The following is a 26,190-nucleotide window of genomic DNA, read 5'->3' on the forward strand; positions in this document are numbered from 1 at the left end:
TACTTCCGATGAGCTTCAGGCCATCTCCATGGCCAGGTGACAGAGTCGCCGCGCAGCCTCCTCCTCGCTCTTGACCACCTGATGCACGCCGCGCACGCGCAGATGATGCACCTCCTCGTGCTGGTGGGCACAGGCGGCGATGCGCATCAGGGCGCCGTATTCCTGCGCCCTGATGGCTATCTCACCGGCCAGCAGGCTGTCATCCAGGGTGATCAGCAGCCAGCTGGCGTTGGGCAGCGCCGCCGTCAGCAGATCCTGCTGGATGGGATGGCCCGCCAGACAGGTGATTCCCATGGCGCGCCAGGGGGCCAGCAGTCGCTCGTCGGTGTCGATCACCACCATCTCCCTGCCTTGTTCATGCAACTGCCGAATGAGGTGCTGGCCTATCTCGTCGGCGCCCACTACCACCACATGGCCCTGCAAGGGGCAGAGGTGAGGTGACCCATCGGTGCGTGGTTCGGGATGGCGCCTCAGCCAGCGCTCCACCTGGTTGAAGACCAGCGGATTGAGCACGATGGAGAAACAGGCGCCGACCAGCACCAGATCACGGGCGACTCCGGGGACCAGTTCGAGCATGACCCCGAGACCCATCAGGATGAAGGAGAACTCACCCACCTGGGCCAGGCTGGCGGAGATGGTCAGCGCCGTGCGCTGGCTGTGGCCAAAGAGCCGCACGATGGCGAAGGCGGCCACCGATTTGCCGATCACGATGACGAACAGGGTGGCCAGCACGGCCAGGGGCTCGCGCAGCAGGATGACGGGGTCGAACAGCATGCCCACGGAGACGAAGAAGAGCACGGCGAAGGCGTCCTGCAGGGGCAGGGTGTCGTTGGCCGCCTTGTGGCTCAGATGGGAGCTGTTCATCACGACGCCGGCGAAGAAGGCGCCGAGGGCAAAGGAGACGCCAAACAGCTTGACGGCGCCAAAAGCGATGCCAAGGGAGCAGGAGAGGACGGCCAGGGTGAACAGCTCGCGGGAGCCGGTGGCGGCGGTGCGGGCCAGCAGCCAGGGGATGAGGCGTCGCCCGCCGATGACCATCAGGGCGATGAAGGCAGCCACCTTGGCCAGGGTCAGGCCGATATCCGCCATCACCTGGGCCGGGGTCAGTGCCTCGCCCCCCTGCTGCAGGTTGGCGAGGATGGGGAGCAGTACCAGGGCCAGCACCATCACCAGATCCTCCACGATGAGCCAGCCGATGGCGATGCGTCCCTCGTTGGTGTCGAGCTGGCCGCGGCTCTCCAGGGCGCGCAGCAGCACCACGGTACTGGCGGTGGAGAGGGCCAGGCCAAACACCAGGCCGGCGGTCACGGTCCAGTCGAGCAGTTGGGAGAGGCCAAGGCCGAGCAGGGTCGCAAGGGTTATCTGGACGATGGCTCCCGGGATGGCGATGTGTTTCACCGACAGCAGGTCTTTCACGGAAAAGTGCAGGCCGACACCAAACATCAGCAGGATGACGCCGATTTCGGCCAGCTCGGGGGCGAGCCGCAGGTCGGCGACATAGCCCGGCGTAAAGGGGCCGCATACCACGCCGGCCGCGAGGTAGCCCACCATGGGGGAGATGCGCAGGCGGCTTGCCAGCATGCCGAAGAGGTAGGCCAGCACGAGGCCGCCTACCAGGGTGGTGATAAGGGGGAGTGAGTGGTCCATGTCGTCACCTCGCTAATGGCAGTCAGGGGCTGCCAGATCACCCGAAGGCGAAGAGGGCAGCTGTCAATGAGCAGGGGGCGAAAGAGACAGAAGTTGGCCGTATCAAGGGGAAATCTTGAGGGCAACAGATGCCGTTTCTATTGAAAAGTAATGCATTTATATGCCATGAGCAACACTGTTCCAGTTTTTGCGTTGGTTTTGATGAAAAGCATCTTTAATGCATCGCGATTGGGTGAGAAGAGTGTGCAGTTAAAGAAAAATTGGCAGGAGTAATCAATCGATGATGATATTGGGAGGCAAGGGAGAACAGCTATGAGCACACGGCATGGAGGAGGCAGGCCTCCTCCATGGTGAACGAGGGTGCTGAAGGGGCATCACTCTCCCCTGGCGACCCCCTCACGTCTGGGGTCTGCGGCTCCCAGCCAGCCGCCGGCATGGCGCTGGACGCCCTGCAGCCCGGAGGTCTGCTCGTTAAGCAGGACCTCGTGCCCTCTGGCCTTGAGCCCCTGAACCACGGCGTCGGGCGTGCGCCCCTGCTCCAGCTCGGTGGGGCCGTTGCGACTGCCGAAATTGGGCAGGTTGATGGCCTGCTGCAGGTCGAGCCCCCAATCCTGGGTGCCGAGCAGCGCCTTGCCCACGTAGTTGATGATGGCCGAGCCTCCCGGGGATCCCAGGCTCATCTCGAGCTCGCCGCTTGCCTTGTCAAACACCAGCAGGGGCGACATGGAGGAGCGGGGGCGCTTGCCGGGCTCCACCCGGTTGGCCACCGGCAAGCCGGCGGCGTCCACCGAGGTGAAGGAGAAGTCGGTGAGCTGGTTGTTCAGCAGGTAGCCGTTGACCATCAGCCGCGAGCCGAAGCCATCCTCGATGGAGCTGGTCATGGCCACCGCCATGCCGCTTTTGTCCACGATGGAGATGTGGCTGGTGGAGGGCAGCTCCGGGGTGGCGTCCCGGCCCCTGGCCAGCGCCCGGGGCGGGTTGCCGGGCTGGGCGACGCCCATGGAGCGGTTGCCGATAAGGTGCCCCCGCTGCGCCAGATAGCCCTTGTCCAGCAGGCCTGTCACCGGCACGTCGACGACGTCGCCGTCGGCCACGTACTGGTTGCGATCGGCGAAGGCGAGGCGTGCCGCCTCGCTGTAGAGGTGAATGGCCTCGCTGGAGGCGGCCAGTTGACCCTGCTCCCCCTGTACCGGTTTGAGGGCGGCCATGTCCCGGCTCTCCAGCATGCCGAAGATCTGGCCGAGGGCCAGGGTGCCGGAGGAGGGGGTCGGGAAGCCGCAGATCTCGCTCTGGCGATAGTCAAAGCAGAGCCCGTCCCGCAGCTTGGCCCGGTAGCTGGCGAGATCGGCGGCGCTCAGTACCCCGGGGTTGGTCGGGTGGGCGTGCACCTTGGCCACCATGGCCTCGGCCACCGGGCCGCGATAGAAGGCGTCGGGGCCGTCGCTTGCCAGGGTACGCAGCACCCTGGCCAGGGCCGGGTTGGTGAGCCGGGTACCTGCCGTCTTGGGAGTGCCATCCGCCTGATAGAAGTAGGCGCGGGCGTCCGGATCCCCGGCCAGATAGGGATCTTTTGCCAGCAGGGTGGCGAGGCGGGGGCTTATCACGAACCCTTGCTCTGCGAGGGTGATGGCGGGTTCGAACAGCGTGGCCCAGGGCAGCTTGCCATAGCGCTCGTGGGCCAGGGCCAGGGCTCGCACCGTGCCGGGGGCGCCGACGGAGCGCCCGCCCACCACCCCCTCATAGAAGGCCATGGGTTTGCCCTCCTTCATGAAGAGCTGATCGGTGGCAGCGGCGGGGGCTGTTTCCCGGCCATCTACCGCCGCCACCTGCTTGCCGTCCCACACCAGCATGAGGGAGCCGCCGCCGATGCCCGAGGATTGAGGTTCCACCAGGGTCAATACCAGCTGAACGGCGATGGCCGCATCGACGGCGCTGCCCCCCGCCTTGATGATCTGGTAGCCCGCGTCCACCGCCAGCGGGTTGGCCGCCGCCACCATGAAGTCACGGCCCTGCCAGCCCGGTTTGTCAATCCAGCCGCTGGCCGCCTCCGGGGCGATCAGGGTCTGGGGAGGAGGGACATAGTGAAAGCCATCCTGGGAGGCGCAGCCGCCAAGCAGGCCGAGGGCGACCAGTAGGCCGAGGGGTTTGAGGGACATGACAGGCTCCTTGTCGGTTTCTTGTTCACCTGCCGAAATGTGTCACACTTGGAGCTTGATTAAAAGTTTGTCTTAATACTCATATGGTTACAAAACTTTCAAGGAGGCGCTCATGACACACCGGGGGACGCTGGCGAAACCTTGCATGGCGGGGCTGCTCTGCCTGTTGCTGACGGCCTGCGGGGAGCCGACCTTCAGACCGCTGGCCCAGGGGGAGACCCTGCTCGCCTTCGGGGACAGTCTGACCGAGGGGCGCGGGGTGAGCCCGTCCCAAAGCTACCCCAGCGTGCTGGCGAACCTGAGCGGCCATCCCGTGGTCAATGGCGGGGTGTCCGGAGAGCTGAGCCAGGCCGGCAGGGCCCGCCTGCCCGGGTTGCTGGCCCGGCACAGACCCGCTCTGGTCATCCTGCTGGAGGGGGGCAACGACATCCTGCGTGGCAGCGGGGAGGCGGCCCTCAAGGCCAATCTCGCCGCCATGATAGAGGCGGTGCAGGGGAGCGGGGCCCAGATCCTGCTTGTCGGGGTGCCCCGAAAATCCCTGTTTGCCGATGGCGCTCCCCTCTACGAGGAGCTGGCAGAGCAGTACGGGCTGGTGCTGGACAACGACAGCATCGGCGAGTTGCTGCGAGACCCGGCCCTGAAGTCCGATACGGTGCATTTCAATGCCGAGGGTTACCGCACCCTGGCGCAGCGACTTCATCGACTGTTGCAGGAAAGGGGGGCACTCTAGCGAGGTGTCATGCTGCCGGGGCAGTTCGCCATGCTGCTAAAGCCTATGGGGTCAGGAGATTGCGCGGCGGCGCTACCCCGGAAGGGGCCAGCCCGTGGCGACGATGTCGATGGAGATGAAAAAACCGCCGTGAAGGCGGTTTTTTGCAATCAGGCTGAGCCAATTTGCTTAGATGGACTGCTCTTCACCACCCAGGGCAGCAAACAGGGCCGGGATGAACTGGGAGAGCTCGGCGGTGACCAGGGCGAAGTCGGCGTCCAGGCGGGCGACGGGATCTTCACTGGTGACGTCGTCGTTCTGCTCGCGCAGCTCTTCGCTGAACTTGAGGCGCTTGATGGAAAGATCATCCCCCAGCACGAAGCTCAGGGTCTCGCCCCAGTTGAGGGCCAGCTTGGTCACCAGCTTGTCGTTGGCCAGGTGATTCTTGATCTCCTCGCTCATCAGATCCTGCTGCTTGCAGCGGATGATGCCGCCGTGCTCCATGGCGCTGCGCAGCTCGGCTTCATCCTCCAGGGTGAAGGCGGTGGGCAGGTTGCCCTCGTTGAGCCACTCGGTCATGGTGATCTCGGGCGGGTTCTTGAGGGCCACCGGCACCACCGGCAGGGAGCCGATGGATTTGCGCAGGAGCGCCAGCAGATCGTCCGCCTTCTTGGCTGAGCCTGCATCCACCACCATCAGGTTGTCGGCAGGGTTTATCCAGGCGAAGGTCTGACTGGTGCGGCTGAAGGCGCGGGGCAACAGGGTGTGCATGATCTCCTCTTTCAGCGCCTCCTTCTCTTTCTTCTTGAGGGCGCGACCCTGCTCGAATTCAATGGCCTCTACCTTCTCCGCCAGCATCTCCTTGACCACGGTGCCGGGCAGCATCTTCTCTTCCTTGCGAGCGCACAGCAGGATGTGGCCAGAGGCGGCGTGGGTCAGGGTGGAGCCGAATTTGCCAAGGGGCTTGACCCACCCGAACCGGGAGATGTCCTGGCTGCCGCATGGGGTGAAGGCGCAGGCTTCCAGCTGGGTTTCCAGCTGCTCAACGGTCAGGTCGAAGGGGCGGGTAAAGCGGTAAATCTGCAGGTTTTTAAACCACATGGCGTCCTCGGTCTCTAGATTGTCCGGCGGGCATTGTACTAGAGAGGCGCTTTGTGATCAGCCAATCATTCTCGCTAAATAAAGGGCGATCGACCTCACAGGGCCCCATCTTGATCCCCCGGGAGCGGGCCCAACTCCCCTAGACTGCGAGTGTTCACATTGCTGACAAGGAGGCGACCATGTTGAGACAGAGTCGGCCGGAAGACATGGAAGAGATCGTCGAAATCTGGCTCCTGGCCTCCCTGCAGGCCCACGATTTCGTCGATGCCTCCTGCTGGTGGCAGGCTCAGGAGGAGCTGCGTACCCGCTACCTCGATCACGCCCGCATCTGGGTGTTCGAGGAGCGAGGGGATCTGCTCGGCTTCATGGCGCTGGTGGATGATTACCTGGCTGCACTTTTCGTGCGCCCCGATAGGCAGGGGCGGGGGGTGGGGCACGCCCTGTTGCAGGAAGCCAGATCCAGATGTGCCGAGCTGCATACCCGGGTCTTCGTGGAGAACGAGCCAGCGGTGCGTTTCTACCGCCGCCACGGCTTTGAAATCGGGGGGGAGGTGCCCGATCCCCTCACCGGCCATCTTCAGTACCAGATGCATTACCAAGCCGTCTGAATCTGACGTCTGGGGCTGCCCCGGTTGAAAACGGGGGGCACCATCCTCATCTTGTCTCCATCCCGGGGCGCCTTCGCCCCCGCTCTCTTCTCCTTATCGAGCCGTTTTCCATGAAGATCCTGCACACCGCCGACTGGCACCTCGGTCATCAGCTTCACGGCCACGACCGCCGCTTCGAACACGACGCCTTCCTCGACTGGCTGGCCGACACCATCAAGACCCGCGACATCGACGCCCTGCTGGTGGCGGGCGATCTGTTCGACACCGCCAACCCTCCCGCCGGTGCCTGGCAGCAGCTCTACCGCTTCCTGGCGCGGCTGCGCGCCGAGCACCCGGCACTGGAGATGGTGCTCATCGGCGGCAACCACGACTCTCCCTCCAAGCTGGATGCCCCCCACGAGCTGCTGCGCGCTTTCGACCTCCATCTGGTGGGCAGCATCAGCCGGGACGACGAGGGGCGCCTCGAGACCGAGCGCCTGCTGGTGCCGCTGCGAGGCAAGAACGGCGAGGTGGCCGCCTGGTGCGCCGCCGTGCCGTTTCTGCGCAGCAGCGATCTGCGCCCCGACGGGCTCGGCGAGGGGCAGGACAGACTCATCGAAGGGGTACGCCAGGTCTATGAGGCGGTGCTGAGCGAGGGGCGTGCGCGCTGCCATCCGGATCAGGCCCTCATCGCCATGGGCCACGCCTATCTGGCGACGGGCCAGCTCTCCGAGCTCTCCGAGCGGCGGGTGCTCGGCGGCAACCAGCATGCTCTGCCTGCCGAGCTGTTTGGCGCCGCCGACTACACGGCGCTGGGTCACCTGCACCTGGCGCAGAGTCCGGCCGAGGGAGTGCACTACAGCGGCTCGCCGCTGCCGCTCTCGCTGGCCGAGGCGAACTACAACCATCAGGTGCTGGAGGTGACGTTTGAGGGGGGCAAGCTGGCCCGGCTTGAGCGGATCCCGGTGCCCCGCGCGGTGGAGATGATCCGCCTGCCCCAGAGCGGCCTTGACGAGGCGCTCCAGGCCATCGAGGCGCTGGCGCTGCCCGCTTGCCCGCAGCAGGCGCAGCCCTTCCTCGAGGTGCGGCTGCTGCTGCCCAAACCCGAGGCCCGTATCCGCGAGCGCGTACTGGCCGCCATCGGCGACAAGCCGGTGCGCCTTGCCCGCATCACGACCAGTTATCAGGGCTCGGGTCAGGGGCTGGCGGACGGTGCCGGCCAGCGCCGGCTCGATGAGCTCTCCCCCACCGAGGTGTTTCGCCTCTGCTATCAGCGTCAGTTCGACGGGGAGCCGGAGGCCGAGCTGGTGGCGTCGTTTGAAGAGATCCTGGAGCAGGTGAAGGAGTCCAGCCAATGAAAATCTTGTCGCTGTCAGGGGAGAATCTGGCCAGCCTGACCGGTCAATTCACCATCGATTTTGCCGGTGGCGCCCTGGGGGCCGCCGGCCTGTTTGCCATCACCGGCAATACCGGCGCGGGCAAGAGCACCCTGCTCGATGCCATCTGTCTGGCGCTCTACGACGAGATGCCGCGCTTTATCGCCAATCGCAAGAACGTGGCCGAAGTGGGCCGCATGGATGACGAGGAGAAGCTCAAGGCCAACGACGTGCGCGGCATCCTCAGCCGCGGCCATGCCAGCGGTTTTGCCGAGGTGCAGTTTCGCGGCTGTGACGGCCGCATCTGGCTGGCCCGCTGGGCGGTGCGCCGGGCCCGCAACCGCGCCGAGGGGCGCTTTCAGGCCCAGGAGCGCAGCCTGACCGACGTGGCGTCGGGCCAGGTGTTCAGTGGCAGCAAGCGGGAGCTGCAGGATCGCATCGACGAGCTGGTGGGGCTCTCCTGGGAGCAGTTTCGCCGCGCCGTCATCCTGCCCCAGGGGGAGTTTGCCGCCTTCCTAAAATCGAGCGCCGACGAGCGTTCGGCCCTGCTCGAACGGATGACCGGCACCGAGCTCTACTCCGCCATTTCGGTCCAGACCCATGAGCGGGCGCGGGAGGAACAGCAGAAACTGGCTGCCATCAGCCAGCGGCTCGGTGACGTGGCGCTGATGGACGAGGCGACCCGCGAGCAGTGGGTGAGCCAGCAGATAAGCCTTGCCACCAGCCTCAAGCACGAGCAGCAGCAACAGCAGCTGATGCAGGACTTGCGCGATCTCAACGGCCGCATCGCAGCCCAGTTGCAGGCCTGTCAGGAGGGAGAGGCGGCCCTTGCCGCGGCCGAGGCGGCCCACGGTGCGGCCGCCCCCGAGCGGGAGGAGTTCGCCCGCGCCGAGCAGGCCCAGGTGGCCCGCGCGGATCACGACGAACTGGCTCGCCTCACCCTGGAGGTGCAGCAGCAGGAGAAGGCGCTGGCCGAGCTTGGCCCTGAACTTGGCAAGCTGGAGGAGAAGACCCAGCAGAGCGCCCTCACCGAACAGCAACTGCTGGCGGAGAAGATCGCCGCCGAGCGCGAGTGGGGCGCCCTGCAGCCTGAACTCAAACGGGCGCAGGAGCTCGACACCCGCATTCGGGAAAAGCAGCAGCAACTGCAGAAGATCCAGCAGGAGGGGGCGCAGGAGCGGGAGGTGCAGCTCACCCTGGAGCAGGGCTGGCGCCAGCAGCGCCAGCAGGTGGAGCAGCTCCAGGCCCAGCACCTGCAGTGGGGTGCCTGGCTTGAGGAGCACAAGGAGCTGGCGCCGGTGGCCCGCCAGTGGCAGCCCCTGCTCACCGCCATGCAGGATTGGGCCGAGGATGCCGACAGGCTGCAGCAACTGCTCACCCTGCGCGAACACAAGCTGCGCGCCCTCAGGCAGTTGCAGCACCAGCTGGAGCAGGGGCAGCAGGAGCGCGACTACTGGCAGCGCGAGCAGACCCGGTTGCAGCAACAGCAGCACGAATTGCAGGAGCAGCAGTGGGAGGGGCGCCTGGCCAAGGCGCAGGAGCAGTGGCAAGGGCAGACCGAGCAGCTGGGCCAGCTGCGTCAGCTGCTGGAGCTGGCCGACTATGGCCGCAATCACGGTGAGCAGCATGGTCGCCTGCAGCAGGATATCGCCCAGCTGGAGCAGGCGCTCGGCAAGCTGGCCATCCTCGGCGACGAGCTGACGCCGGCCCGCGAGCGGCTCGCCCTGCAACGGGACGAGGCGCGTCACGCACTGGAGCAGTCCCGTGCCATCGCCAGTTTCGAGCAGCATCGCCATATCCTGCGCGACGGTGAACCTTGCCCGCTCTGCGGCGCCGAGGAGCACCCCTATCACCAGAGTCAGCCACAGGTGGCGGGCATTCTGGGGCGGCTGGCGGAGCGCGTCCGCAGCCTCGAGCTCGAGTGGGAGCGGCTCAATCACCAATACATTCAGTGCGAGAGCGAGCGCCAGGAGCTGGCCCGCCAGCTGGCGGTGCGCCAACAGCATCTACCTGAGCTGGAGACGCGCGCCGAGCAGCTGACCCAGCGCTGGCAGCAGCTCGGCGGTGCCGAACTGCTGGGCCATCCGTTGCCGCTGCGTCAGAGCCCAATCGAGTGGAACGAGTTGATGAGTACCCTGCTCGGCCGCGGCCAGAGTCTGGAGCAGGGGCTGGCCCGCAGCCAGCAGCAACTGCGCGAGGCCCAGCAGGGGCAGCAGCAGTTGCAGGCCGTGCGCCAGCAGCTGAGCCAGCTGGCCAGCCAGCACCAGCAGTTCGAGCAGCAATGGCAGGAGGCCGACCGCCAGCGCATCGCCCTGGAAGGGGAGGTGAAGGGGATGGGCGAGCAGGAAACGGCCCTGCGCCAGCGCCTTGAGCAGGGGGGCAGTCGGCTCGACGAGCAGATGGGGGGCCAGCCCTGGCGTCAGTGGCTGGGCAGCCAGCAGTGGCGCGAGTGGCAGCGGGCCTGCGAGGCCTGGCTGCACGGCCAGAGCGAGTGGGAGCGGCTGACCGGCGAGATTGCCAGCCTCACCCCGGCCCTGAGTGCTCAGGAGGCGCGTCTGCAGACCCAGCGCGAGCTGCTGCACAAGCTCGAGCACGACTACAAGGAGCATGAACTGCAACGGCAGGGGCTGGTCACCAGTCGCGCCACCTGTCTGGGGGGCGAGGAGATTGCCCTGGTCGAGAGCCGCTGGCAGCAGCGGCTGCAGCAGCTGGCCAGCGAGCTGGAGACGATGCAGGGGGCGGCCCGCGCTTTGCGCGAGCGCCAGACCGAGATCAAGGCCCGTCTCAGCCATCTGGAGCAGGAGAAGCAGGTGAGCAGCCGGCGGCGGCGGGAGGTGCTGGGGCGCTGGGCAGCCCACGCCAGCAGCCTCGGCATCGCCGAATATGACCTGCGCCGCCTGCTGGCCATGAGCCCGGATGAGCTCAAGGGGCGCCGCGCCGCCTTGCAGGCGCTGGAGGATGCCCGCGCCGAGGCGCGTACCCGTTTGACCGAGCGGCAGCGGGCGCTGGCGCTGGAGGAGAGCAAGCGGGATCGTTACCGCGAGCATCACCCCGAGCTGGCCGCGTTGGCGCCGCAGGAGCTCGACAGCCGGCTGACGGCACTGGAGGCGCACTGCCGCACCCTCGACGAGCAGCTGTTCCAGTGCAAGAGCACGCTGGCCCAGGCCGAGGCGGCGGCCCTTAAAGCGGGCACCTTGCAGGAGGAGCTGGCCGCCCAGCAGGCGGTGGCGGATCATTGGCAGCGGCTCTCCGATCTCATCGGTTCGGCCAGCGGCGCCAAGCTGCGCACCTTCGCCCAGAGCCTCACGCTGGAGCGGCTGCTGCTGGAGGCCAACGCCCAGCTCGCCGAGCTCTCCCCCCGCTATCGGCTGGAGCGAGTGCCCGGCACCGATCTGGCGCTGCAGGTGGTGGATCTCGATATGGGGGATGAGGTGCGCTCGGTAGATTCCCTCTCCGGCGGCGAAAGCTTCCTGGTGTCGCTGGCGCTGGCGCTGGCCCTCTCCAGCCTGTCGTCGCGCCAGACCCAGGTCGAATCGCTGTTCATCGACGAGGGCTTCGGCACCCTGGATCCCGACAGCCTGGATCTGGCGCTCTCAAGCCTTGATTCCCTGCAGGCGGCTGGCCGCCAGATCGGGGTCATCTCCCACGTGCAGACCCTGGTGGAGCGGATCGGCGTGCAGGTGCGGGTGGAGGCCCTCGGCGGCGGCGAAAGCCGGGTGGTGCTGCCCGGATGACGATGTGTCGCCCATGACCCTCCATGAACAGAAAGGCCCCTGTCACAGGGGCCTTTCTGTTGGTGTGCAACCCGTCGCCGGTTATTTGCGCTCGGGCAGCATATTGGTCAGGGTGTTGTCCTTGAGCACATGGTGGTGGTAGATGGCTGCCGCCGCGTGCAGGGCAATCAGGGCATAGCCAATGTTGGCCAGCGTCTCGTGCAGCTCCTTGATGGTACCCTTCAGGCCGTCATCGGGGGCGATGAGGGCGGGGAGTGCCAGGCCGAAGAAGGGAATGGGCTTGCCCCCTGCGCTCAACAGCAGCCAGCCCAGCAGCGGGGTGAGGATCAGGAAGCCATAGAGCGCCAGATGGGCGAGCTTGGCTAGCGTGAGCATCAGGGGGGAGAGCTCGGGCACGATACGCGGTGAAGGGCTACCCACGCGCACCAGCAGGCGCACGACCACCAGCGCCAGGATCAGCAGACCCACCATAAAGTGAAACTCCTTCATCAGGTCGCGTCCGGCCGACCCTTTGGGGAAGATGTCCCTGAACTCCATCAGCGCATAGACGGCGATCATCAGCAGCAGGGTCAACCAGTGCAGCCCTATGCTCAGGCTGCCATAACGTTGTTCGGAATTTCTCAGCATCGTTGTCTCCTCGCCACTTAAGCGGCTTATCTCTTTTCATCCCGTCTCATATCGAGCCAAAGGACCCACAGGTATCCCTCTTGAGGGTACTCGGCTTGCTTATGCCCGTGTTGATCTCGATAACATTTCTGCCTGTTTGCCGTCATGCTGACCTGTGCGGGAGCCCATGGAGTATCGGGAGATGGAAGGGGCAAAAAAAAACCGAAGCACCAGGCTTCGGTTTTTGGCGGTCGCTGGCGTCAGGCCAGGGCGCATTATTTCTTGATGCGGATCACCGGGGTTTCGCCCACGGTCACGGCGCCAGTCATCTTCACCAGCTCTTTGATCTCGTCCATGTTGGAGATGACCACAGGTGTCAGGGTAGACTTGGCTTTAGCTTCCAGAACGGCCAGATCGAACTCGATGATGGTGTCACCGCGCTTGACCTGTTGACCTTCCTGAGCGATACGGGTGAAACCTTCACCCTTCAGCTCGACGGTGTCGATACCGAAGTGAACGAACAGCTCGATACCAGAGTCGGACTCCAAAGAGAACGCGTGGTTGGTCTCGAAGATTTTGCCGATGGTGCCGTCGCACGGAGCAACCATCTTGTTGCCGGCCGGTTTGATGGCGATGCCGTCGCCGACGATCTTCTCGGCGAAGACGACGTCAGGCACATCTTCGATGGGGACGATTTCGCCGGACAGCGGAGCAAAGATTTCGATGCCGCCAGTGTCAGAACTGTCGTCGGAAACCAGTTTCTTCAGTTTGTCGAACAGACCCATAGTAAAAGCTCCTAGAGATGATTGTCGCTGTTTGCAGCCGATCTTAGCAGACTGCCTTCTGCTTAATAAAGTTATCTACGCACGCTTCGATTTCGGCGGCGGTGGCAAAGCTCAGCGCCTGGTCGGCCATGGCCTTCACATCTTCGAAGTTGGTGTTGCGGATAAGCTTCTTGATACGCGGTACAGAGATGGCGCTCATGGAGAACTCATCCAGACCCATACCCAGCAGCAGCAGGGTGGCGCGTTCGTCACCAGCCAGTTCACCGCACATACCGGTCCACTTGCCATTGTCATGGGAAGCGTCGATCACCATCTTGATCAGGGTCAGGACGGAGGGTGACAGCGGGTTGTACATGGCGGAAATCATCTCGTTACCACGGTCGACAGCCAGGGTGTACTGGGTCAGGTCGTTGGTACCGATACTGAAGAAATCCACTTCCTTGGCCAGATGATGAGCCATCACGGCCGCGGCCGGGGTCTCAATCATGATACCCACTTCGATGGATTCATCAAAGGCTTTGCCTTCGGCACGCAGTTCGGCTTTCAGCGTCTCCACGGTAGCCTTCAGGCTGCGGAACTCTTCGACGGAGATGATCATCGGGAACATGATGCGCAGTTTGCCGAAGGCAGACGCACGCAGGATGGCCCGCAGCTGGGCGTGCATGATGTCGGTGCGATCGAAGAAGATACGCACGGCACGCCAGCCCAGGAAGGGGTTCATCTCTTTCGGGAAATTCATGTAGGGCAGTTCTTTGTCGCCGCCGATGTCCATGGTACGGACGATGATCGGTTGATCCGGCATGGCTTCGGCCACTTCTTTGTAAGCCTTGAACTGCTCGTCTTCGGTCGGCAGCGCGTCACGGTCCATGAACAGGAACTCTGTACGGTACAGACCCACGCCTTCGGCGCCGTTGCGGATGGCGCCTTCGGTATCCTTGACGGTCCCGATGTTGGCGCACACTTCGACCTGGTGGCCATCCAGAGTGATGGCAGGCAGGTCTTTGAGCTTGGCCAGCTCGTCCTTCTCGGCCTGGAACTGGGCCTGGAACTTCTTGGCTTCGTTCAACTGGTCGGCGGTCGGGTTGATGATGACCTGGTTGTTGATCGCATCCAGCACCAGCATGTCACCGTTCTTGACGCGCTCGGTAATGTCGTTGGTGCCCACGACGGCCGGCAGCTCCAGGGAGCGGGCCATGATGGAGGTGTGGGAGGTACGGCCACCGATGTCGGTGACGAAGCCCAGCACGTATTTCAGGTTGATCTGAGCGGTTTCAGACGGGGTCAGGTCTTTGGCGACCAGGATGACCTCTTCGTCGATGGTGCTCAGGTTGACAACGGCGATGCCCAGTACGTTCTTGACCAGACGGGTGCCGATGTCACGGAAGTCGGTGGCGCGCTCACGCAGATAGGGGTCATCCAGATCGGCCATCATCTTGGCGTACTGTTCGATCACCTCGTGAACGGCTCTGTCGGCAGAGGCCTTGTGTTCTTTGATGAAGGATCTGATATCCCCTTCCAGCTCTTCATCTTCGAGCAGCATGATGTGGCCTTCGAAGATGGCCTCTTTTTCTTCACCGAAGGTGCGACCGGCCATCTCTTTGATGGCTTCCAGCTGTGCGGCTGATTTGGTGCGGGCTTCGAGGAAGCGGTTGATCTCGGCATCAATCTGTTCGGCGGGAATCTTGCCCTGATTGATAACGATTTCATCTTCTTTCAGAAGAAGCGCCTTGCCGAATGCGATACCGGGGGACGCAAGAATGCCAGATATCATAATCCTTCCTATTAAAACGACTGTGGGGGAGGAATAAAGCTGGATTACTCCAGCTCGTCCATCAGGGCAACCAGCTTCTCAACGGCTTTCTGAGCGTCCGGGCCGTCAGCCTGGATGGTCACGTTGGTGCCTTTGGTCAGACCCAGGGTCTGGAGCTTGAACAGGCTCTTGGCGCTGGCGGATTTGCCACCGGAGACCACAGTGATCTCGCTTTGGAATTCTTTGGCTTCTTTCACGAACTGAGCTGCAGGACGGGTGTGCAGGCCGTTTTCAGCAGTAATAACAACAGACTTCTCGTACATGGTTTCACCCCATATTATTGATATTGTTTGGAGAGATGGTCGCCAATGAGGCTTCCTGTCTCACCGTGTCAGTATGGATATGTTGTAAAGTAACGAAATCAGACCTGCAATGGTTTAATCCAGGTCAATTTTCTGTGCAGTATTCGGCGTTGTGGCTAGGTAATTTTTCGCTATCAGGCTGCAAGCCGCGTCAGGCCTGGTCTGAAATTATTTTCTAACGAAAAATAACACTTTGTTACCTTGTGATACCTTGCCAGCAAACACCTCGTGACGCCGCACAGGATATGAGATTTATCACAGAATGTCTGCTTTTTTTGTCATATCCAAGTTTGTTATTTTACCCCAAAAAATAAGGGGCCGAGTGGCACTGGTGGCTAGAGAGTTTAGCGCATAATGAAAACGGCGCTCCGAGGAGCGCCGTCGTTTTGGTGTTGGCTGATCAACTACTGCTGCAATTCCTGCTCGCTGAACACTCCGGCGAAGAGGGCGCTGGAGAGGTAACGCTCGGCGGCGCTCGGCAGGATGACGACAATCGTTTTCCCTTCGAACTCCGGCAGCTCGGCCAGACGGTTGGCAGCGACCACGGCAGCGCCGGAGCTGATACCGGCCAGGATCCCTTCCTCTTCCATCAGGCGGCGGGCCATCTCGATGGCTTCGTCACTGCTCACCTGCTCGACGCGGTCCAGCAGGCTCAAATCCAGGTTGCCCGGGATGAAGCCGGCGCCGATGCCCTGGATCTTGTGGGGACCGGGCTTTATCTCTTCACCCGCCAGTTTCTGGCTGATGACGGGGGATTCGCTGGGCTCGACCGCCACGGAGACGATGGCCTTGCCCTTGGTCTTCTTGATGTAGCGGGAGACCCCGGTGATGGTGCCGCCGGTGCCGACGCCCGCCACGAACACATCCACTTCGCCATCGGTGGCGTCCCAGATCTCGGGACCAGTGGTCTGCTCGTGGATTTCTGGGTTGGCCGGGTTTTCAAACTGTTGCAGCAGCACGTACTTGCCCGGCTCGGATTCGAGGATCTCGTTGGCCTTGGCAATGGCGCCCTTCATGCCGAGGGGGCCTTCGGTCAGCACCAGGTTGGCACCCAGGGCCTTGAGCAGTTTGCGGCGCTCCAGGCTCATGGTGGCCGGCATGGTCAGGGTGATGGGATAGCCGCGGGCCGCAGCCACGAATGCCAGGGCAATGCCCGTGTTGCCGCTGGTGGGCTCAATGATCTCCTTGCCCTTGGTCAGCACGCCGCGTTTCTCGGCATCCCAGATGAGGTTGGCACCGATCCGGCACTTGACGCTGAAGCTCGGGTTGCGGCTCTCGATCTTGGCCAGCACGCGGCCCTTGGTAACACGGTTGAGACGAACAAGCGGGGTGTTGCCTATGGTCTGGCTGTTGTCCTCAAAAATTTTGCTCATGGTGCTATCCCTGTGTTTGTTAAGGCGATGAAACAAGATTACCCTGTGGTTTCTGAATGAGAAGTGACGAATCGTTATAACAATATGTTATTACAACATATAGAACTTATTCTCTCTTGCCGAGGGGGCTTCCGCTGCCTGGGCATCCAATGGAAGGGATCTCATGGGATTTGCAGGAAGCGATCGCTATCTCGCATCACAGGCACTGAAGATGGCCGTCGATGCCGCCATCGTGCTGGAGAAGCCGCTGCTCATCAAGGGTGAACCCGGTACGGGCAAGACGGTGCTGGCGGAGGCGGTAGCCGAATCCCTGGGTGCCGAGCTCATCAGCTGGCACATCAAGTCCACCACCAAGGCCCAGCAGGGGCTCTACGAATACGATGCCGTCGCCCGGCTGCGAGACTCCCAGCTCGGTGACCCCAGGGTCGGGGAGATAGGCCACTACATCCGCCGGGGCAAGCTGTGGCAGGCCTTCAGCGCAGAGCAGCGGCCAGTGCTGCTCATCGATGAAATCGACAAGGCGGACATCGAGTTTCCCAACGATCTGCTGCTGGAGCTGGATCGGATGGAGTTCGATGTCTACGAGACCGGCGAGCGCGTGAAGGCGCGCCAGCGCCCCGTGATCATCATCACCTCCAACAACGAAAAAGAGCTGCCGGACGCCTTCCTGCGCCGCTGTTTCTTCCACTACATCCGCTTCCCCGACAAGGCCGAGATGCAGGCCATCGTCAAGCTCCACTACCCAAACCTCAAGGAGCGGCTGCTCGACGAGGCGATGACGCTCTTCTTTGAGCTGCGTGCGGTAGAGGGGCTGCGCAAAAAGCCGTCCACCTCGGAGCTGCTGGACTGGATCCGGCTGTTGTTGGCCGACGACATCGCCCCCGAAGCCCTGCGCACCCGTGAGCCCGGCAAGTTGGTGCCCGCACTCTACGGTGCCCTGCTCAAGACGGAGCAGGACTTGCACCTCTTCGAGAAGCTCGCCTTTCTGGCGCGCCGCGGCGGCTGAATGCTCATCGACTTCTTCCTTCACCTGCGCCGCCACAAGCTTCCTTGCAGCCTGCGGGAGTTGCTCGACCTGCACGCGGCGCTGGCTGCCCAGCTGGCCAGCCTCGACATGGACGAGTTCTACCAGCTATCCCGCTGCCTGCTGGTGAAAGACGAGGCGCACTATGATCGCTTCGATCGCGCCTTCGCCGAGTATTACGAGGGGTTGGCCGCCATCCCCCTGTTGCCGGAGAGCCTGCCCGAGGAGTGGCTGCGCAAGGAGTTCGAGCGACTGTTAAGCCCGGAGGAGAAGGCGTTGCTCCAATCCCTTGGCGGGCTGGACAAGCTGCTGGAGACCCTCAATCAGCGGCTAAGCGAGCAGAAGGAGCGTCACGCCGGCGGCAACAAGTGGGTCGGCACCGGGGGCAGCAGCCCGTTCGGTCACGGCGGCTATCACCCGGAAGGGATCCGCATGGGGGGAGAGGGCCAGCACGGGCGGGCGACCAAGGTGTGGGAAGCGCGCCACTTTCGCAACTTCAGTGACGACTCGCCCCTGGGGCAGCGCGCCATCCAGCTCTCCCTGCGCAAGCTCAGACGCTGGGTGCGCCGGGGCAATCCCGACGAGCTGGATCTCGACGACACCATCCAAAGCTCGGCCAGGCAAGGCTGGCTCGATGTGAAGCTGCGGCCCGAGCGCCACAACGGGGTCAAGCTGCTGGTCTTCTTCGATGTGGGGGGCTCCATGGATGCCCACGTGGCCGAGGTGCAGCGCCTCTTTTCGGCCCTGCGCCACGAGTTCAAGCACCTGGTGTTCTTCTATTTTCACAACTGCCTCTACGACTTCGTCTGGCAGGACAATGCCAGGCGCCTTGATGATCGGTTCGATACCCTGCGGCTGCTGCGCACCTACGGCAGCGACTACAGGGTGATGGTGGTGGGGGATGCGAAGATGGGCCCTTATGAAATCACCTGGCCAGGTGGCAGCGTAGAGTACTGGAACGAGGAGCCCGGCCAGGTGTGGCTCGGGCGCCTGCAACAACATTTCCCCAAGATGGTGTGGGTCAATCCGCTGCCAAGGCAGGAGTGGCTGTGGCACCCCTCCATCAAGTTGATGAACGAATTGATCGGCGGGCGGATGCACCCGCTGACCCTGGCGGGTCTGGCTGCGGCCATCGACCAGCTGTGACCCTCTGAACCCTAAAAAACAGACAAGCCGGGATTGCACCCGGCCAGGAGCAAAGATGACCTCTATCGTAATCAGTGGCTCAGGCCTCTATACCCCTCCCTTTGCCGTCAGCAATGAAGCGCTGGTGGCGGCCTTCAACCAGTACGTGGATCTCTACAACGAGGAGAACGCCTCCGCCATCGATGCTGGGCAGCTGCCTGCCAAGCAGCACTCGAGCTGCGAGTTCATCGAGAAGGCCTCCGGCATCAAGAGCCGCTATCTGGTGAGCTGCGAGGGGGTGCTGGATCCCGACATCATGCAGCCGCTCATGGCAGAGCGCCCGGACGATCAGCCCTCCATCATGGTGGAGATGGCGGTGGCGGCCGCCGAACAGGCGCTGATCGCCGCCGGTCGTGAACCGGGGGAGATCGATCTTGTCATCGTCGCCGCCTCCAACATGCCGCGCCCCTACCCGGCGCTGGCCATCGAATTGCAGCACTATCTCGGCGCCAGCGGCCTGGCATTCGACATGAACGTGGCCTGCTCTTCCGCCACCTTCGGGATCAAGACCGCCGCGGACATGCTGGCGGCAGGCACCGCCCGGCTGGCGCTGGTGGTCAATCCGGAGATCTGCTCGGGTCACCTCAACTTCCGCGATCGGGACAGTCACTTCATCTTCGGCGACGCCTGTACCGCCGTGCTGCTGGAGCGGGAGGCCGATTGCCAGGTGGCCAACCCCTGGCAACTGGTGGCCAGCAAGCTGGTGACCCAGTACTCCAACAACATCCGCAACAACTTCGGCTTCCTGAACCGGCTCAGCCCGCGCACCCGCTACGGCGACGACAAGCTGTTTCGCCAGCAGGGGCGCAAGGTGTTCAAGGAGGTGCTGCCCCTGGTGTGCGATCAGATAGCCTCCCAGCTGGCGGAGCAGGGATGGGCGGCCGATGGCTTGAGCCGGCTCTGGCTTCATCAGGCCAACCTCACCATGAACCAGTTCATCGGTCGCAAGTTGCTGGGCCATGACGCCAGCCAGCAGGAGGCGCCTGTCATCCTCGACCGCTACGGCAACACCAGCTCGGCGGGTTCCATCATCGCCTTCCACCTCTTCAACCAGGATCTGCCGAGCGGGGCTCGCGGGGTGCTCTGCTCCTTTGGGGCCGGTTACTCCATCGGCAGCCTGCTGTTGCAGCGGCGCTGAGCACCCTGTTTTGCCCATAAAAAAGCCACCCGGGAGGGTGGCTTTTTTCATGCTGCCCGAGAGGCTTTTTTCAAGCGGGTTCGATGGCCAGTACCTGACATTGCGGCTCTTTTATCTGAAATCGCACGTTCACATCGAACAATCTGACACCGTACACCTTGTCATCCGGCTTGCCCTTCTTGTAAGCAGGGCGGGGATCCTGAGCCAGCACCTCCCTCACCAGTTCACGCAGCTCCGGGTGGGCCTTGAGCCAGGGGGCGAGCTGCTGCTCGGCCTGGGCGCTGAAGCTCACCGCCAGCGGCGGGGTGGGGGCATCGGGGGCGAAACCGCCACGGGCGTGGGGCAGGCTGTCGGCATAGGGGACATAGGGCTTGATGTCGACAACGGGGGTGCCGTCGAGCAAGTCCACGGCGCCCAGCTCGAGCCAGAGCTTGCCGCGCTCACGTCCCACCCCGTGCAGTTCGACCACGGAGAGGCCGAGGGGGTTGGGGCGGAAGGTGGAGCGGGTGGCAAAGACCCCGACCCGCTCGTTGCCGCCGAGGCGCGGCGGGCGCACCGTCGGGTGCCAGCCCTGATCCATGGTCTGGTGAAACACGAAGCTGATCCAGAGATGGGAGAATTGCTCGATGCCGCGCAGCACATCGGGCTGATCATAGGGAGGAAGCAGTTCGAGGCGGGCGCGAGCCGCGCTGACCAGACCGGGCTGGCGGGGTATGGCGAACTTCTCCTTGTAGGGAGAGCGGATGATCCCTAGGGTATCGATATCGAACTTCATGGCGGATCCTGGCTGAAAACCCGGGCAATGTAGCACAGGCACGCCGAAAACGCAGGGGGAGCACCAGGACGCGGCCCCTGTGATCCCGATCCCAGACCCGGTGCCCGGGGGCTGTGTCCTGGTGCCAACTTGCGTAGGGTGGGGCGGCAAAAGGGGTGGCGGGGGAGCGGACAAGGAATCTGCTGCCCGCACCATGACGATATGCCTGGCGGCATCAGGGCGTGTGCTCACCATGCCAGGCCATGGCCGTTTCGGCTGCCCGTGGAGGGGCTGCAAGGAGAGGGCGCCATAGAGGAGAGACAGGGATGAAATTGTTGATTATCGGCGGCACCGGCTTTCTGGGTCGCCACCTGACCACGCTGGCCCTGGATTGGGGGCACGAGGTGACGCTGTTCAATCGCGGCCACCGCCAGCACCCGGATTGGCGGGAGCTGACCCAGCTTCACGGGGACAGAGACGGGGACCTGGCCCCCTTGCGGGGCGAAGGGCGGCACTGGGATCTGGTCATCGACACCTGCTGCTATCGCCCCGAACAGGCCGAAGGGCTCTCTGACGCCCTGCTGGGGCGCTGTGATCGGCTCATTTTCATCTCCACCATCAGTGTCTATCGCGATTTTTCCCAACCCGGCATGGATGAGTCGGCCCCCTTGCACGAGATGGCAGGAGCGCCCACCGACTACGGCCCCCTCAAGGTGCTGTGCGAGTCGGTGTATCGCGCCCGCTGGGGAGATCGCCTGTGCACCCTGCGCCCCGGCGTGCTCTGCGGCCCCTTTGATCCGACCGCTCGTCTTGCCTGGTGGGTGAGGCGGGTGCTGCGGGGCGGGCACTGGCTCTTGCCGGGGCTGGGGGAGGACAGGCTGCAATACCTGGATGTGCGCGACTGCGCCGAGTTCGTGCTGCGGGCTGCCGAGCAGCGACTCGCTGGGTGCTTCAACCTGATCAAGCCCGGCATCGCACTGAACGACTGGGTGGAGCGCCTCGCTGCCCGGCTGACGCCAGCGACCCCCTTGCAGCTCGAGTGGGCTCCCTGGCGTGACCTGATGGCGGCAGGGGTGGCGCCCTGGCAAAGCTATCCCACGCTGCTGCCAAACGAGCTGCCCGAGTATGCTGGGTATGGCACCATCAGCGCCGAGGCCGCCATCGTTCATGGGCTGAACTTTCGCCCCCTAGAGGAGACGGTTGACGATCTGGTGGTATGGCTTGCCAGCAACCCCCTGGGGCAGCTGCCGGGCATGACCCATGACGAGGAACAGGCCTTGCGACGACGAGTGGAGGTTTCCTTGTCATCGAATGCGTACTAGCCGACATCATAAAGAAGAGGGCACCCCGGGGTGCCCTCTTCTCATGTGGGGTGTTCATCCATGACGGGCGCTCAGCGCAGCAATGCACCCGCATCGGCCAGCAGGGTCCTCAGCACACTGCGATGACAGCGGGACTCCTGTTCGCAGTAGCATCCCACCGAGAAATGGGTGGTGTGGGAGAGGGCGGCCAGCAGGGCCAGATCGTGCTTCGCGGCCGGGGCGGCCATCTCGGCCTTGTACTGCTTGCAGAAGGCGGTCCACCGGGCCGGGGTGTCGGCAGTCTGACCGAGTTTCATGGTCTCGGCGCTGGGGGCCAGATTGGGGAACCAGACGTCGTACCAATCCTGGCTGGCGAACGCCGCTTTGGGCACGCCGCGAGGGGGGCGACGCACGGTACCGATGCGAAGCCCCTCATCCTCGAGGCGGGGGCTGCCGAGTCGCACGATGGCGATCGCCATGGCAGGACTTACTTCTCTTCGGCCACTTTCAGCGCCTGACCGTAGCAGATCACCTGCTTCAGGCAGCCGGGCACGTCGCTGAACTCGGCGCACTTGTCGAAGCTGACGCCGTTGCCCCCCATGTCCGCCACGCGGCGGCGGGCCAGGGTGCGGGCTTCACCGGCATTGGGCACCGCCTGGTTGGCATCGCTCTGGCAGGATTCCCCCTCGACGGTGCCGAGGTAGAGGTAGTTGAGGTCGGCGATCTCGCTCTGCTCGTAGATCCGCACGCTCCCCGGCTTGAAGTACTCGTCGAAGTTTTCCTTGTCCAGATTGCTGTTGAAGGCGAAGTCGGCGCAACCGGAGGCAATCAGGGGCATCATCAGGATCAGGCGTTTCATATCGGCATCTTGTTGGGTGGCGAGTGGGCCATTATAGGGGGCAGTCGCCGATGGCGACCAGCCCCATTTTTAGCCATATCAATGGATTGTAGCGAGACGATCCCGGATCAGGCGGGGGTCAGTCGCCGGTGCAGGCTGCGGTAGTGATCATCTTCCAGCAGCTCCTGGTGGGGGGCACACAGACGGATGCGACCCTCTTCCATCAGGGCTACCCTGTCCATCCGTTCCAGCCCCAGCAGGCGGTGGGAGATGAGCAGCAGGGTGCGATCCGCCCCCAGGGTCAGCAGCAGATCCATGATCTCCCGTTCGGTCTGGGTATCGAGCCCTTCGGTGGGCTCGTCCAGCAGCCAGAGCGGTGCATCGTGGAGCAGGGCGCGGGCGATGCCGATGCGGCGGCGCTCCCCGCCGGAGAGCGGACGCCCGCCATCCCCGAGCCAGGCATCCAGTCCCTGTTCGGCCTGCTCACCCTCATCGCGCAGCAGAGTCCCGAGCCCCACCTGGGTGAGCACCTCGATGAGCCGTTCGTCGCTGGCTCCGGGGGCGGCCAGGGTGAGGTTGCCACGCAGGGTATCGGCAAACAGGTGGACCCGCTGGCTCACCACGGAGCAGGAGGCGCGGAGCGCCTCTTCGCTGTAACCGGTGAGGGGCTTGCCATCGAGCAGGATCTCCCCCGATAGGGCCGTCCATTCCCGGGTCAGCAACCCCATCAGGGTGGACTTGCCACAGCCGGTCTGCCCCAGCAGCGCCAGCTTCTCCCCGGCATGCAGTTGCAGGGTGCACCCTTGCAGCACGGGAGCATCCTGGCCTGGATAGGTGAAATGCAGGTCGCTTATCTGCACGGCACCCCGGGCAGCGGGGGCTTGCTGTGCTCCCCACTCCGGCGCCTTGGCCTCTTGCAGGATCTCGTTGAGACGGCGGGCGGAGGTGAGGCTGGTGGAGAGGTGCTGGAAGGCACCGGCCAGCGGCAGCAGCGCCTCGAAGCTCGCCAGGGTAGCGAACACCATGAGTGCCGTGATGGGGTCAGGGGCATTGCCACCGACGCCGTGACCGGCCAGCCAGAGCATCAGGGTCAGAGTCCAGCCGCTCAGCAACTGCACCGAGAAGGCGGCCAGGCCGCTGACGCGGGCCATGCGGGCCTGGGCCCGGATCAGGGCCTGCTCCGCCTGCTGCAATCCGGTGAGCGCCTCGGGAGCGGCGGCGAACATCTGCAGTTCGGCCTGGCCGTCCAGATAGTCCACCATGCGGGTGCGCAGGTTGGACTTCTCGGCGATGAGCTGGCGGCCCGGCGCGCGCCCGGCAAAATAGAAGACCAGGGGCAAGGCCAGCATGCCAAAGAGCAGAATGGCTCCCAGCGTCAGCGCCAGGCGACCATCGAAGAAGGAGAGGAAGAAGACCAGCCCGGCGCAGCTCAGCAGGGCCGCCCCAATGGGGGTGATGAGGCGCAGATAGACGTGATCCATGGCATCGATGTCGGCCACCAGACGGTTGAGCAGGTCAGCCTGGCGAAAACCCGCAAGGGAGCCGGGGGAGAGAGGGGAGAGCTTTTGCCAGAACCAGACCCGCAGCCGGGTCAGCACCCGGAAGGTGGCGTCGTGGCTCACGACCCGCTCGCCCCAGCGACTGGCGGTGCGCACGATGGAGAAGAAACGCACGCCCCCCGCAGGGGTCATGTAGTTGAAGGTGTCTCGGGTGGCGACCGCCAGCCCGGCGACGGCGGCGGCGGAGAGGAACCAGCCGGAGAGGGAGAGCAGGCCCATGCCGGCCACCAGGGTGACCAGGGCCAGCAGCAGGCCGATGGAGAGGCTGAGCCAGTGCTGGCGATAAAGGCGCAGGAACGGCAATAGATCAGTCATCGAGAGAGTCTCCGAAACCTTGGGATTGCGACAGGAGGCGGGCGAAGGGGCCCTGGGCCTCGCCGAGTGCGGCAAAACGTCCCTGCTCCACCAGCTTGCCGTGCGCCAGCACCAGGATGTTGTCCATCTGGCTGAGCTGATCGAGGCGGTGGGTGATCATCAGCAGGGTCTGACCTTGTGCGGCCTGTTCGAGGGCGCTCATGACGGCTCGCTCAGAATGGCGATCCAGGCTGGCAGTGGGTTCATCCAGCACCATCATCTGGGTTGTCTTGAGCAGGGTACGGGCAAGGGCGATGCGCTGGGCCTGGCCGACGGAGAGACCGCCCGCCTGATCCCCGACCCGATAGTCCAGCCCTTTCTCGTTGACGAACTCCCAGGCCTGGGCGCGCTTGAGCGCGGATTCCAGCTCGGCGTCGCTGGCGGATGGTCTGGCCAGAAGCAGGTTGTCCCGCAGGGAGCTGTGGAAGAGTTGGGGATTCTGGGAGAGCCAGCCTAGCTGCTGGCGCCACTGGCTGATGTCCAGGGTACGAAGCTCCACTCCGTTGACGCACAGGGAACCGCGATAGGGGGCAAAACCGAGCAGGGCATTGACCAGGGAGCTCTTGCCCGCGCCGCTGATGCCGACCAGGGCGGTGCGCGTGCCGGCTTCCAGCGTGAAATCGAGGGGACCGACCAGCACCTTGCCCTCGGCGCTCAGCACTTCCAGGCTGCGGGCTTCTACCTTGACGGGGCCATCCGCATGGAAGGGGAGCGTCCCGGAGGCGGGTTCGCTCACGTCGGCCTCGAGAAATTCCAGCAGTTGTTCGGCGGCACCAATGGCCTGTGCCTTGGCGTGATAGTGGGCACCGAGTTCCCGCAGCGGCGCGTAGAACTCGGGGGCGAGGAAGAGCACGAACAGGCCGGTAAAGAGGGTGACCTTGACGCCATAGCTGCCAAAGTTGAGGTGATCGATGTAGGAGAAACCGAAGTAGACGGCCACCAGGGCCACCGCGATGGCGGCGAAGAACTCCAGCACGGCCGTGCTCAGGAAGGCGAGGCGCAGTACCTCCATGGTGCGCTCGCGAAAATCTTCCGATGCATCGCGGATGGCCTCCCCTTCCGCCCGGGTGCGCATGAAAAGCTGCAGGGTGCGCAGCCCCTTGAGGCGATCGAGGAAGTGGCCTGAGAGGCGCGCCAGCGACTGGAAGTTGCGGCGGTTGGCATCGGCGGCGCCCACCCCCACCAGGATCATGAAGAGAGGAATGAGGGGGGCGGTGCCGAGCAGAATGAGGCCCGCCGCCCAGTTGACCGGGAACACGGAGACCAGGATCACCAGGGGAATAAAGACGGCGATGGCCATCTGGGGCAGATAACGGGAGAAGAAGTCCTGCATCTCTTCGATCTGCTCGAGCAGCAGGCTGGCCCAGCTACCGGCGGGGCGACGCTGGATATAGGCAGGGCCGAGCCTGGCGAGGCGGGTGAGTACCAGCTCGCGGATGGCCTGGCGCACCGCACTGCCCGCCTTGAAACTCGCCACCTCGCGGCCATAGGCCAGGGCCGCCTTGGTCAGGGTCACCAGCAACAGACTGATGAAGAGGGGGGCGGAGTGCTCCGGCGTGGAGCCTTCGATGATGAAACCGTGAAGCAGGCTCGCCAGCAACCAGGCCTGCATCACCATCAGGACGCCCTGACCCAGCCCGAAGGCGATGGAGATGCCGATCCAGCGCCGACCATGGCCCGATTGTTTGCGCAACCAGCCATAGAGATGTTTCTGTCTGTTCTTGTCCATTACCACCCTCCTCAAACGAGTGGCGCAAGACTATCGTCGCCCCCACGGCTTGGCAACCTTGCAGAACCGGGCGGAGGAACATCATTGTGTGAAAAATCGGCTTCATGCTCATTAGTTGGCCG

21 protein-coding genes are annotated in these 26,190 nt (G+C 63.9%); 8 read left to right on the top strand and 13 right to left on the bottom strand.

Annotation, left to right across the window (positions count from 1 at the left end; translation table 11 throughout):
• Window positions 1-15: 15 nt before the first annotated feature.
• A complete protein-coding gene (gene ybaL, locus PG879_RS11265; protein ID WP_043155825.1) occupies window positions 16-1,647 on the bottom strand; it encodes a YbaL family putative K(+) efflux transporter in 1,632 nt (543 codons plus the stop codon).
• 374 nt (window positions 1,648-2,021) lie between these two features.
• Entirely contained in the window at window positions 2,022-3,803 is a 1,782-nt protein-coding gene (gene ggt, locus PG879_RS11270; protein ID WP_270830197.1) for a gamma-glutamyltransferase, read from the bottom strand.
• A gap of 112 nt (window positions 3,804-3,915) precedes the next feature.
• On the opposite strand from ggt, the gene PG879_RS11275 reads away from it, so the two are divergent.
• Window positions 3,916-4,533: an arylesterase gene (locus PG879_RS11275; protein WP_103244482.1), complete on the top strand. Its 618-nt coding sequence runs from the start codon at window positions 3,916-3,918 to the stop codon at window positions 4,531-4,533.
• A gap of 168 nt (window positions 4,534-4,701) precedes the next feature.
• On the opposite strand, the gene rdgC is transcribed toward PG879_RS11275, so the two are convergent.
• Window positions 4,702-5,613 (bottom strand): recombination-associated protein RdgC, encoded by a 912-nt coding sequence (gene rdgC, locus PG879_RS11280; RefSeq protein ID WP_270830198.1) that lies wholly within the window; start codon window positions 5,611-5,613, stop codon window positions 4,702-4,704.
• Between the two features lie 179 nt (window positions 5,614-5,792).
• On the opposite strand from rdgC, the gene PG879_RS11285 reads away from it, so the two are divergent.
• The 3 genes from PG879_RS11285 (at window position 5,793) to PG879_RS11295 (ending at window position 11,310) form a co-directional block, all read left to right on the top strand.
• The gene (locus PG879_RS11285) at window positions 5,793-6,221 is read left to right on the top strand and encodes a GNAT family N-acetyltransferase (RefSeq protein ID WP_010673565.1); all 429 of its coding nucleotides are present in this window, start codon (window positions 5,793-5,795) and stop codon (window positions 6,219-6,221) included.
• Between the two features lie 110 nt (window positions 6,222-6,331).
• Complete coding sequence (locus PG879_RS11290; protein ID WP_270830200.1) at window positions 6,332-7,558, top strand: exonuclease SbcCD subunit D C-terminal domain-containing protein; 1,227 nt, start codon at window positions 6,332-6,334, stop codon at window positions 7,556-7,558.
• Window positions 7,555-11,310 (top strand): AAA family ATPase, encoded by a 3,756-nt coding sequence (locus PG879_RS11295; RefSeq protein WP_270830201.1) that lies wholly within the window; start codon window positions 7,555-7,557, stop codon window positions 11,308-11,310. The genes PG879_RS11290 and PG879_RS11295 overlap by 4 nt, the downstream gene beginning before the upstream one ends.
• Window positions 11,311-11,391: 81 nt before the next feature.
• Here PG879_RS11295 and PG879_RS11300 read toward each other — a convergent pair whose 3' ends face one another.
• The 5 genes from PG879_RS11300 to cysK form a co-directional block, all read right to left on the bottom strand.
• Window positions 11,392-11,937: a cytochrome b gene (locus PG879_RS11300; protein ID WP_053288243.1), complete on the bottom strand. Its 546-nt coding sequence runs from the start codon at window positions 11,935-11,937 to the stop codon at window positions 11,392-11,394.
• A 254-nt stretch (window positions 11,938-12,191) separates the two neighbouring features.
• Window positions 12,192-12,701 (bottom strand): PTS glucose transporter subunit IIA, encoded by a 510-nt coding sequence (gene crr, locus PG879_RS11305; protein WP_010673569.1) that lies wholly within the window; start codon window positions 12,699-12,701, stop codon window positions 12,192-12,194.
• Between the two features lie 43 nt (window positions 12,702-12,744).
• Complete coding sequence (gene ptsI / locus PG879_RS11310) at window positions 12,745-14,472, bottom strand: phosphoenolpyruvate-protein phosphotransferase PtsI (protein ID WP_041213301.1); 1,728 nt, start codon at window positions 14,470-14,472, stop codon at window positions 12,745-12,747.
• Window positions 14,473-14,516: 44 nt separating this feature from the next.
• A complete protein-coding gene (locus PG879_RS11315) occupies window positions 14,517-14,774 on the bottom strand; it encodes an HPr family phosphocarrier protein (RefSeq protein ID WP_005303128.1) in 258 nt (85 codons plus the stop codon).
• A gap of 443 nt (window positions 14,775-15,217) precedes the next feature.
• Entirely contained in the window at window positions 15,218-16,186 is a 969-nt protein-coding gene (gene cysK / locus PG879_RS11320; protein WP_041213300.1) for a cysteine synthase A, read from the bottom strand.
• A gap of 163 nt (window positions 16,187-16,349) precedes the next feature.
• On the opposite strand from cysK, the gene PG879_RS11325 reads away from it, so the two are divergent.
• The 3 genes from PG879_RS11325 to PG879_RS11335 are packed head-to-tail and all read left to right on the top strand — an operon-like array spanning window position 16,350 to window position 19,533.
• Window positions 16,350-17,192, top strand: coding sequence for an AAA family ATPase (locus tag PG879_RS11325; RefSeq protein ID WP_210539099.1), 843 nt, complete (start codon window positions 16,350-16,352; stop codon window positions 17,190-17,192).
• Entirely contained in the window at window positions 17,193-18,356 is a 1,164-nt protein-coding gene (locus PG879_RS11330) for a vWA domain-containing protein (protein ID WP_270830204.1), read from the top strand.
• Between the two features lie 55 nt (window positions 18,357-18,411).
• Complete coding sequence (locus PG879_RS11335) at window positions 18,412-19,533, top strand: beta-ketoacyl-ACP synthase III (protein WP_048208085.1); 1,122 nt, start codon at window positions 18,412-18,414, stop codon at window positions 19,531-19,533.
• 70 nt (window positions 19,534-19,603) lie between these two features.
• Here PG879_RS11335 and tsaA read toward each other — a convergent pair whose 3' ends face one another.
• Window positions 19,604-20,308: a tRNA (N6-threonylcarbamoyladenosine(37)-N6)-methyltransferase TrmO gene (gene tsaA / locus PG879_RS11340; RefSeq protein WP_041214760.1), complete on the bottom strand. Its 705-nt coding sequence runs from the start codon at window positions 20,306-20,308 to the stop codon at window positions 19,604-19,606.
• 305 nt (window positions 20,309-20,613) lie between these two features.
• Here tsaA and PG879_RS11345 point away from each other — a divergent pair, with 305 nt between their 5' ends.
• Window positions 20,614-21,609 (top strand): NAD-dependent epimerase/dehydratase family protein, encoded by a 996-nt coding sequence (locus PG879_RS11345; protein ID WP_270830205.1) that lies wholly within the window; start codon window positions 20,614-20,616, stop codon window positions 21,607-21,609.
• A gap of 71 nt (window positions 21,610-21,680) precedes the next feature.
• Here PG879_RS11345 and PG879_RS11350 read toward each other — a convergent pair whose 3' ends face one another.
• The 4 genes from PG879_RS11350 to cydD form a co-directional block, all read right to left on the bottom strand.
• The gene (locus tag PG879_RS11350) at window positions 21,681-22,067 is read right to left on the bottom strand and encodes a DUF488 domain-containing protein (RefSeq protein ID WP_039039351.1); all 387 of its coding nucleotides are present in this window, start codon (window positions 22,065-22,067) and stop codon (window positions 21,681-21,683) included.
• 8 nt (window positions 22,068-22,075) lie between these two features.
• Window positions 22,076-22,447, bottom strand: coding sequence for an Rcs stress response system protein RcsF (gene rcsF / locus PG879_RS11355; protein ID WP_270830206.1), 372 nt, complete (start codon window positions 22,445-22,447; stop codon window positions 22,076-22,078).
• 107 nt (window positions 22,448-22,554) lie between these two features.
• Window positions 22,555-24,300, bottom strand: coding sequence for a heme ABC transporter ATP-binding protein/permease CydC (gene cydC, locus PG879_RS11360; RefSeq protein ID WP_270830208.1), 1,746 nt, complete (start codon window positions 24,298-24,300; stop codon window positions 22,555-22,557).
• The gene (gene cydD / locus PG879_RS11365; protein ID WP_104451711.1) at window positions 24,293-26,068 is read right to left on the bottom strand and encodes a heme ABC transporter permease/ATP-binding protein CydD; all 1,776 of its coding nucleotides are present in this window, start codon (window positions 26,066-26,068) and stop codon (window positions 24,293-24,295) included. The genes cydC and cydD overlap by 8 nt, the downstream gene beginning before the upstream one ends.
• Between the last annotated feature and the right edge of the window lie 122 nt (window positions 26,069-26,190).

It is taken from the genome of Aeromonas sp. QDB63, from assembly GCF_027707425.1.
Taxonomy (GTDB): domain Bacteria; phylum Pseudomonadota; class Gammaproteobacteria; order Enterobacterales; family Aeromonadaceae; genus Aeromonas; species Aeromonas caviae.

What these genes read in the sequence shown, in the direction of transcription:
- ybaL (WP_043155825.1), bottom strand. Translation starts at nt 1,647, where the DNA reads ATGGACCACTCACTCCCCCTTATCACCACCCTGGTAGGCGGCCTCGTG.
- ggt (WP_270830197.1), bottom strand. Translation starts at nt 3,803, where the DNA reads ATGTCCCTCAAACCCCTCGGCCTACTGGTCGCCCTCGGCCTGCTTGGC.
- PG879_RS11275 (WP_103244482.1), top strand. Translation starts at nt 3,916, where the DNA reads ATGACACACCGGGGGACGCTGGCGAAACCTTGCATGGCGGGGCTGCTC.
- rdgC (WP_270830198.1), bottom strand. Translation starts at nt 5,613, where the DNA reads ATGTGGTTTAAAAACCTGCAGATTTACCGCTTTACCCGCCCCTTCGAC.
- PG879_RS11285 (WP_010673565.1), top strand. Translation starts at nt 5,793, where the DNA reads ATGTTGAGACAGAGTCGGCCGGAAGACATGGAAGAGATCGTCGAAATC.
- PG879_RS11290 (WP_270830200.1), top strand. Translation starts at nt 6,332, where the DNA reads ATGAAGATCCTGCACACCGCCGACTGGCACCTCGGTCATCAGCTTCAC.
- PG879_RS11295 (WP_270830201.1), top strand. Translation starts at nt 7,555, where the DNA reads ATGAAAATCTTGTCGCTGTCAGGGGAGAATCTGGCCAGCCTGACCGGT.
- PG879_RS11300 (WP_053288243.1), bottom strand. Translation starts at nt 11,937, where the DNA reads ATGCTGAGAAATTCCGAACAACGTTATGGCAGCCTGAGCATAGGGCTG.
- crr (WP_010673569.1), bottom strand. Translation starts at nt 12,701, where the DNA reads ATGGGTCTGTTCGACAAACTGAAGAAACTGGTTTCCGACGACAGTTCT.
- ptsI (WP_041213301.1), bottom strand. Translation starts at nt 14,472, where the DNA reads ATGATATCTGGCATTCTTGCGTCCCCCGGTATCGCATTCGGCAAGGCG.
- PG879_RS11315 (WP_005303128.1), bottom strand. Translation starts at nt 14,774, where the DNA reads ATGTACGAGAAGTCTGTTGTTATTACTGCTGAAAACGGCCTGCACACC.
- cysK (WP_041213300.1), bottom strand. Translation starts at nt 16,186, where the DNA reads ATGAGCAAAATTTTTGAGGACAACAGCCAGACCATAGGCAACACCCCG.
- PG879_RS11325 (WP_210539099.1), top strand. Translation starts at nt 16,350, where the DNA reads ATGGGATTTGCAGGAAGCGATCGCTATCTCGCATCACAGGCACTGAAG.
- PG879_RS11330 (WP_270830204.1), top strand. Translation starts at nt 17,193, where the DNA reads ATGCTCATCGACTTCTTCCTTCACCTGCGCCGCCACAAGCTTCCTTGC.
- PG879_RS11335 (WP_048208085.1), top strand. Translation starts at nt 18,412, where the DNA reads ATGACCTCTATCGTAATCAGTGGCTCAGGCCTCTATACCCCTCCCTTT.
- tsaA (WP_041214760.1), bottom strand. Translation starts at nt 20,308, where the DNA reads ATGAAGTTCGATATCGATACCCTAGGGATCATCCGCTCTCCCTACAAG.
- PG879_RS11345 (WP_270830205.1), top strand. Translation starts at nt 20,614, where the DNA reads ATGAAATTGTTGATTATCGGCGGCACCGGCTTTCTGGGTCGCCACCTG.
- PG879_RS11350 (WP_039039351.1), bottom strand. Translation starts at nt 22,067, where the DNA reads ATGGCGATCGCCATCGTGCGACTCGGCAGCCCCCGCCTCGAGGATGAG.
- rcsF (WP_270830206.1), bottom strand. Translation starts at nt 22,447, where the DNA reads ATGAAACGCCTGATCCTGATGATGCCCCTGATTGCCTCCGGTTGCGCC.
- cydC (WP_270830208.1), bottom strand. Translation starts at nt 24,300, where the DNA reads ATGACTGATCTATTGCCGTTCCTGCGCCTTTATCGCCAGCACTGGCTC.
- cydD (WP_104451711.1), bottom strand. Translation starts at nt 26,068, where the DNA reads ATGGACAAGAACAGACAGAAACATCTCTATGGCTGGTTGCGCAAACAA.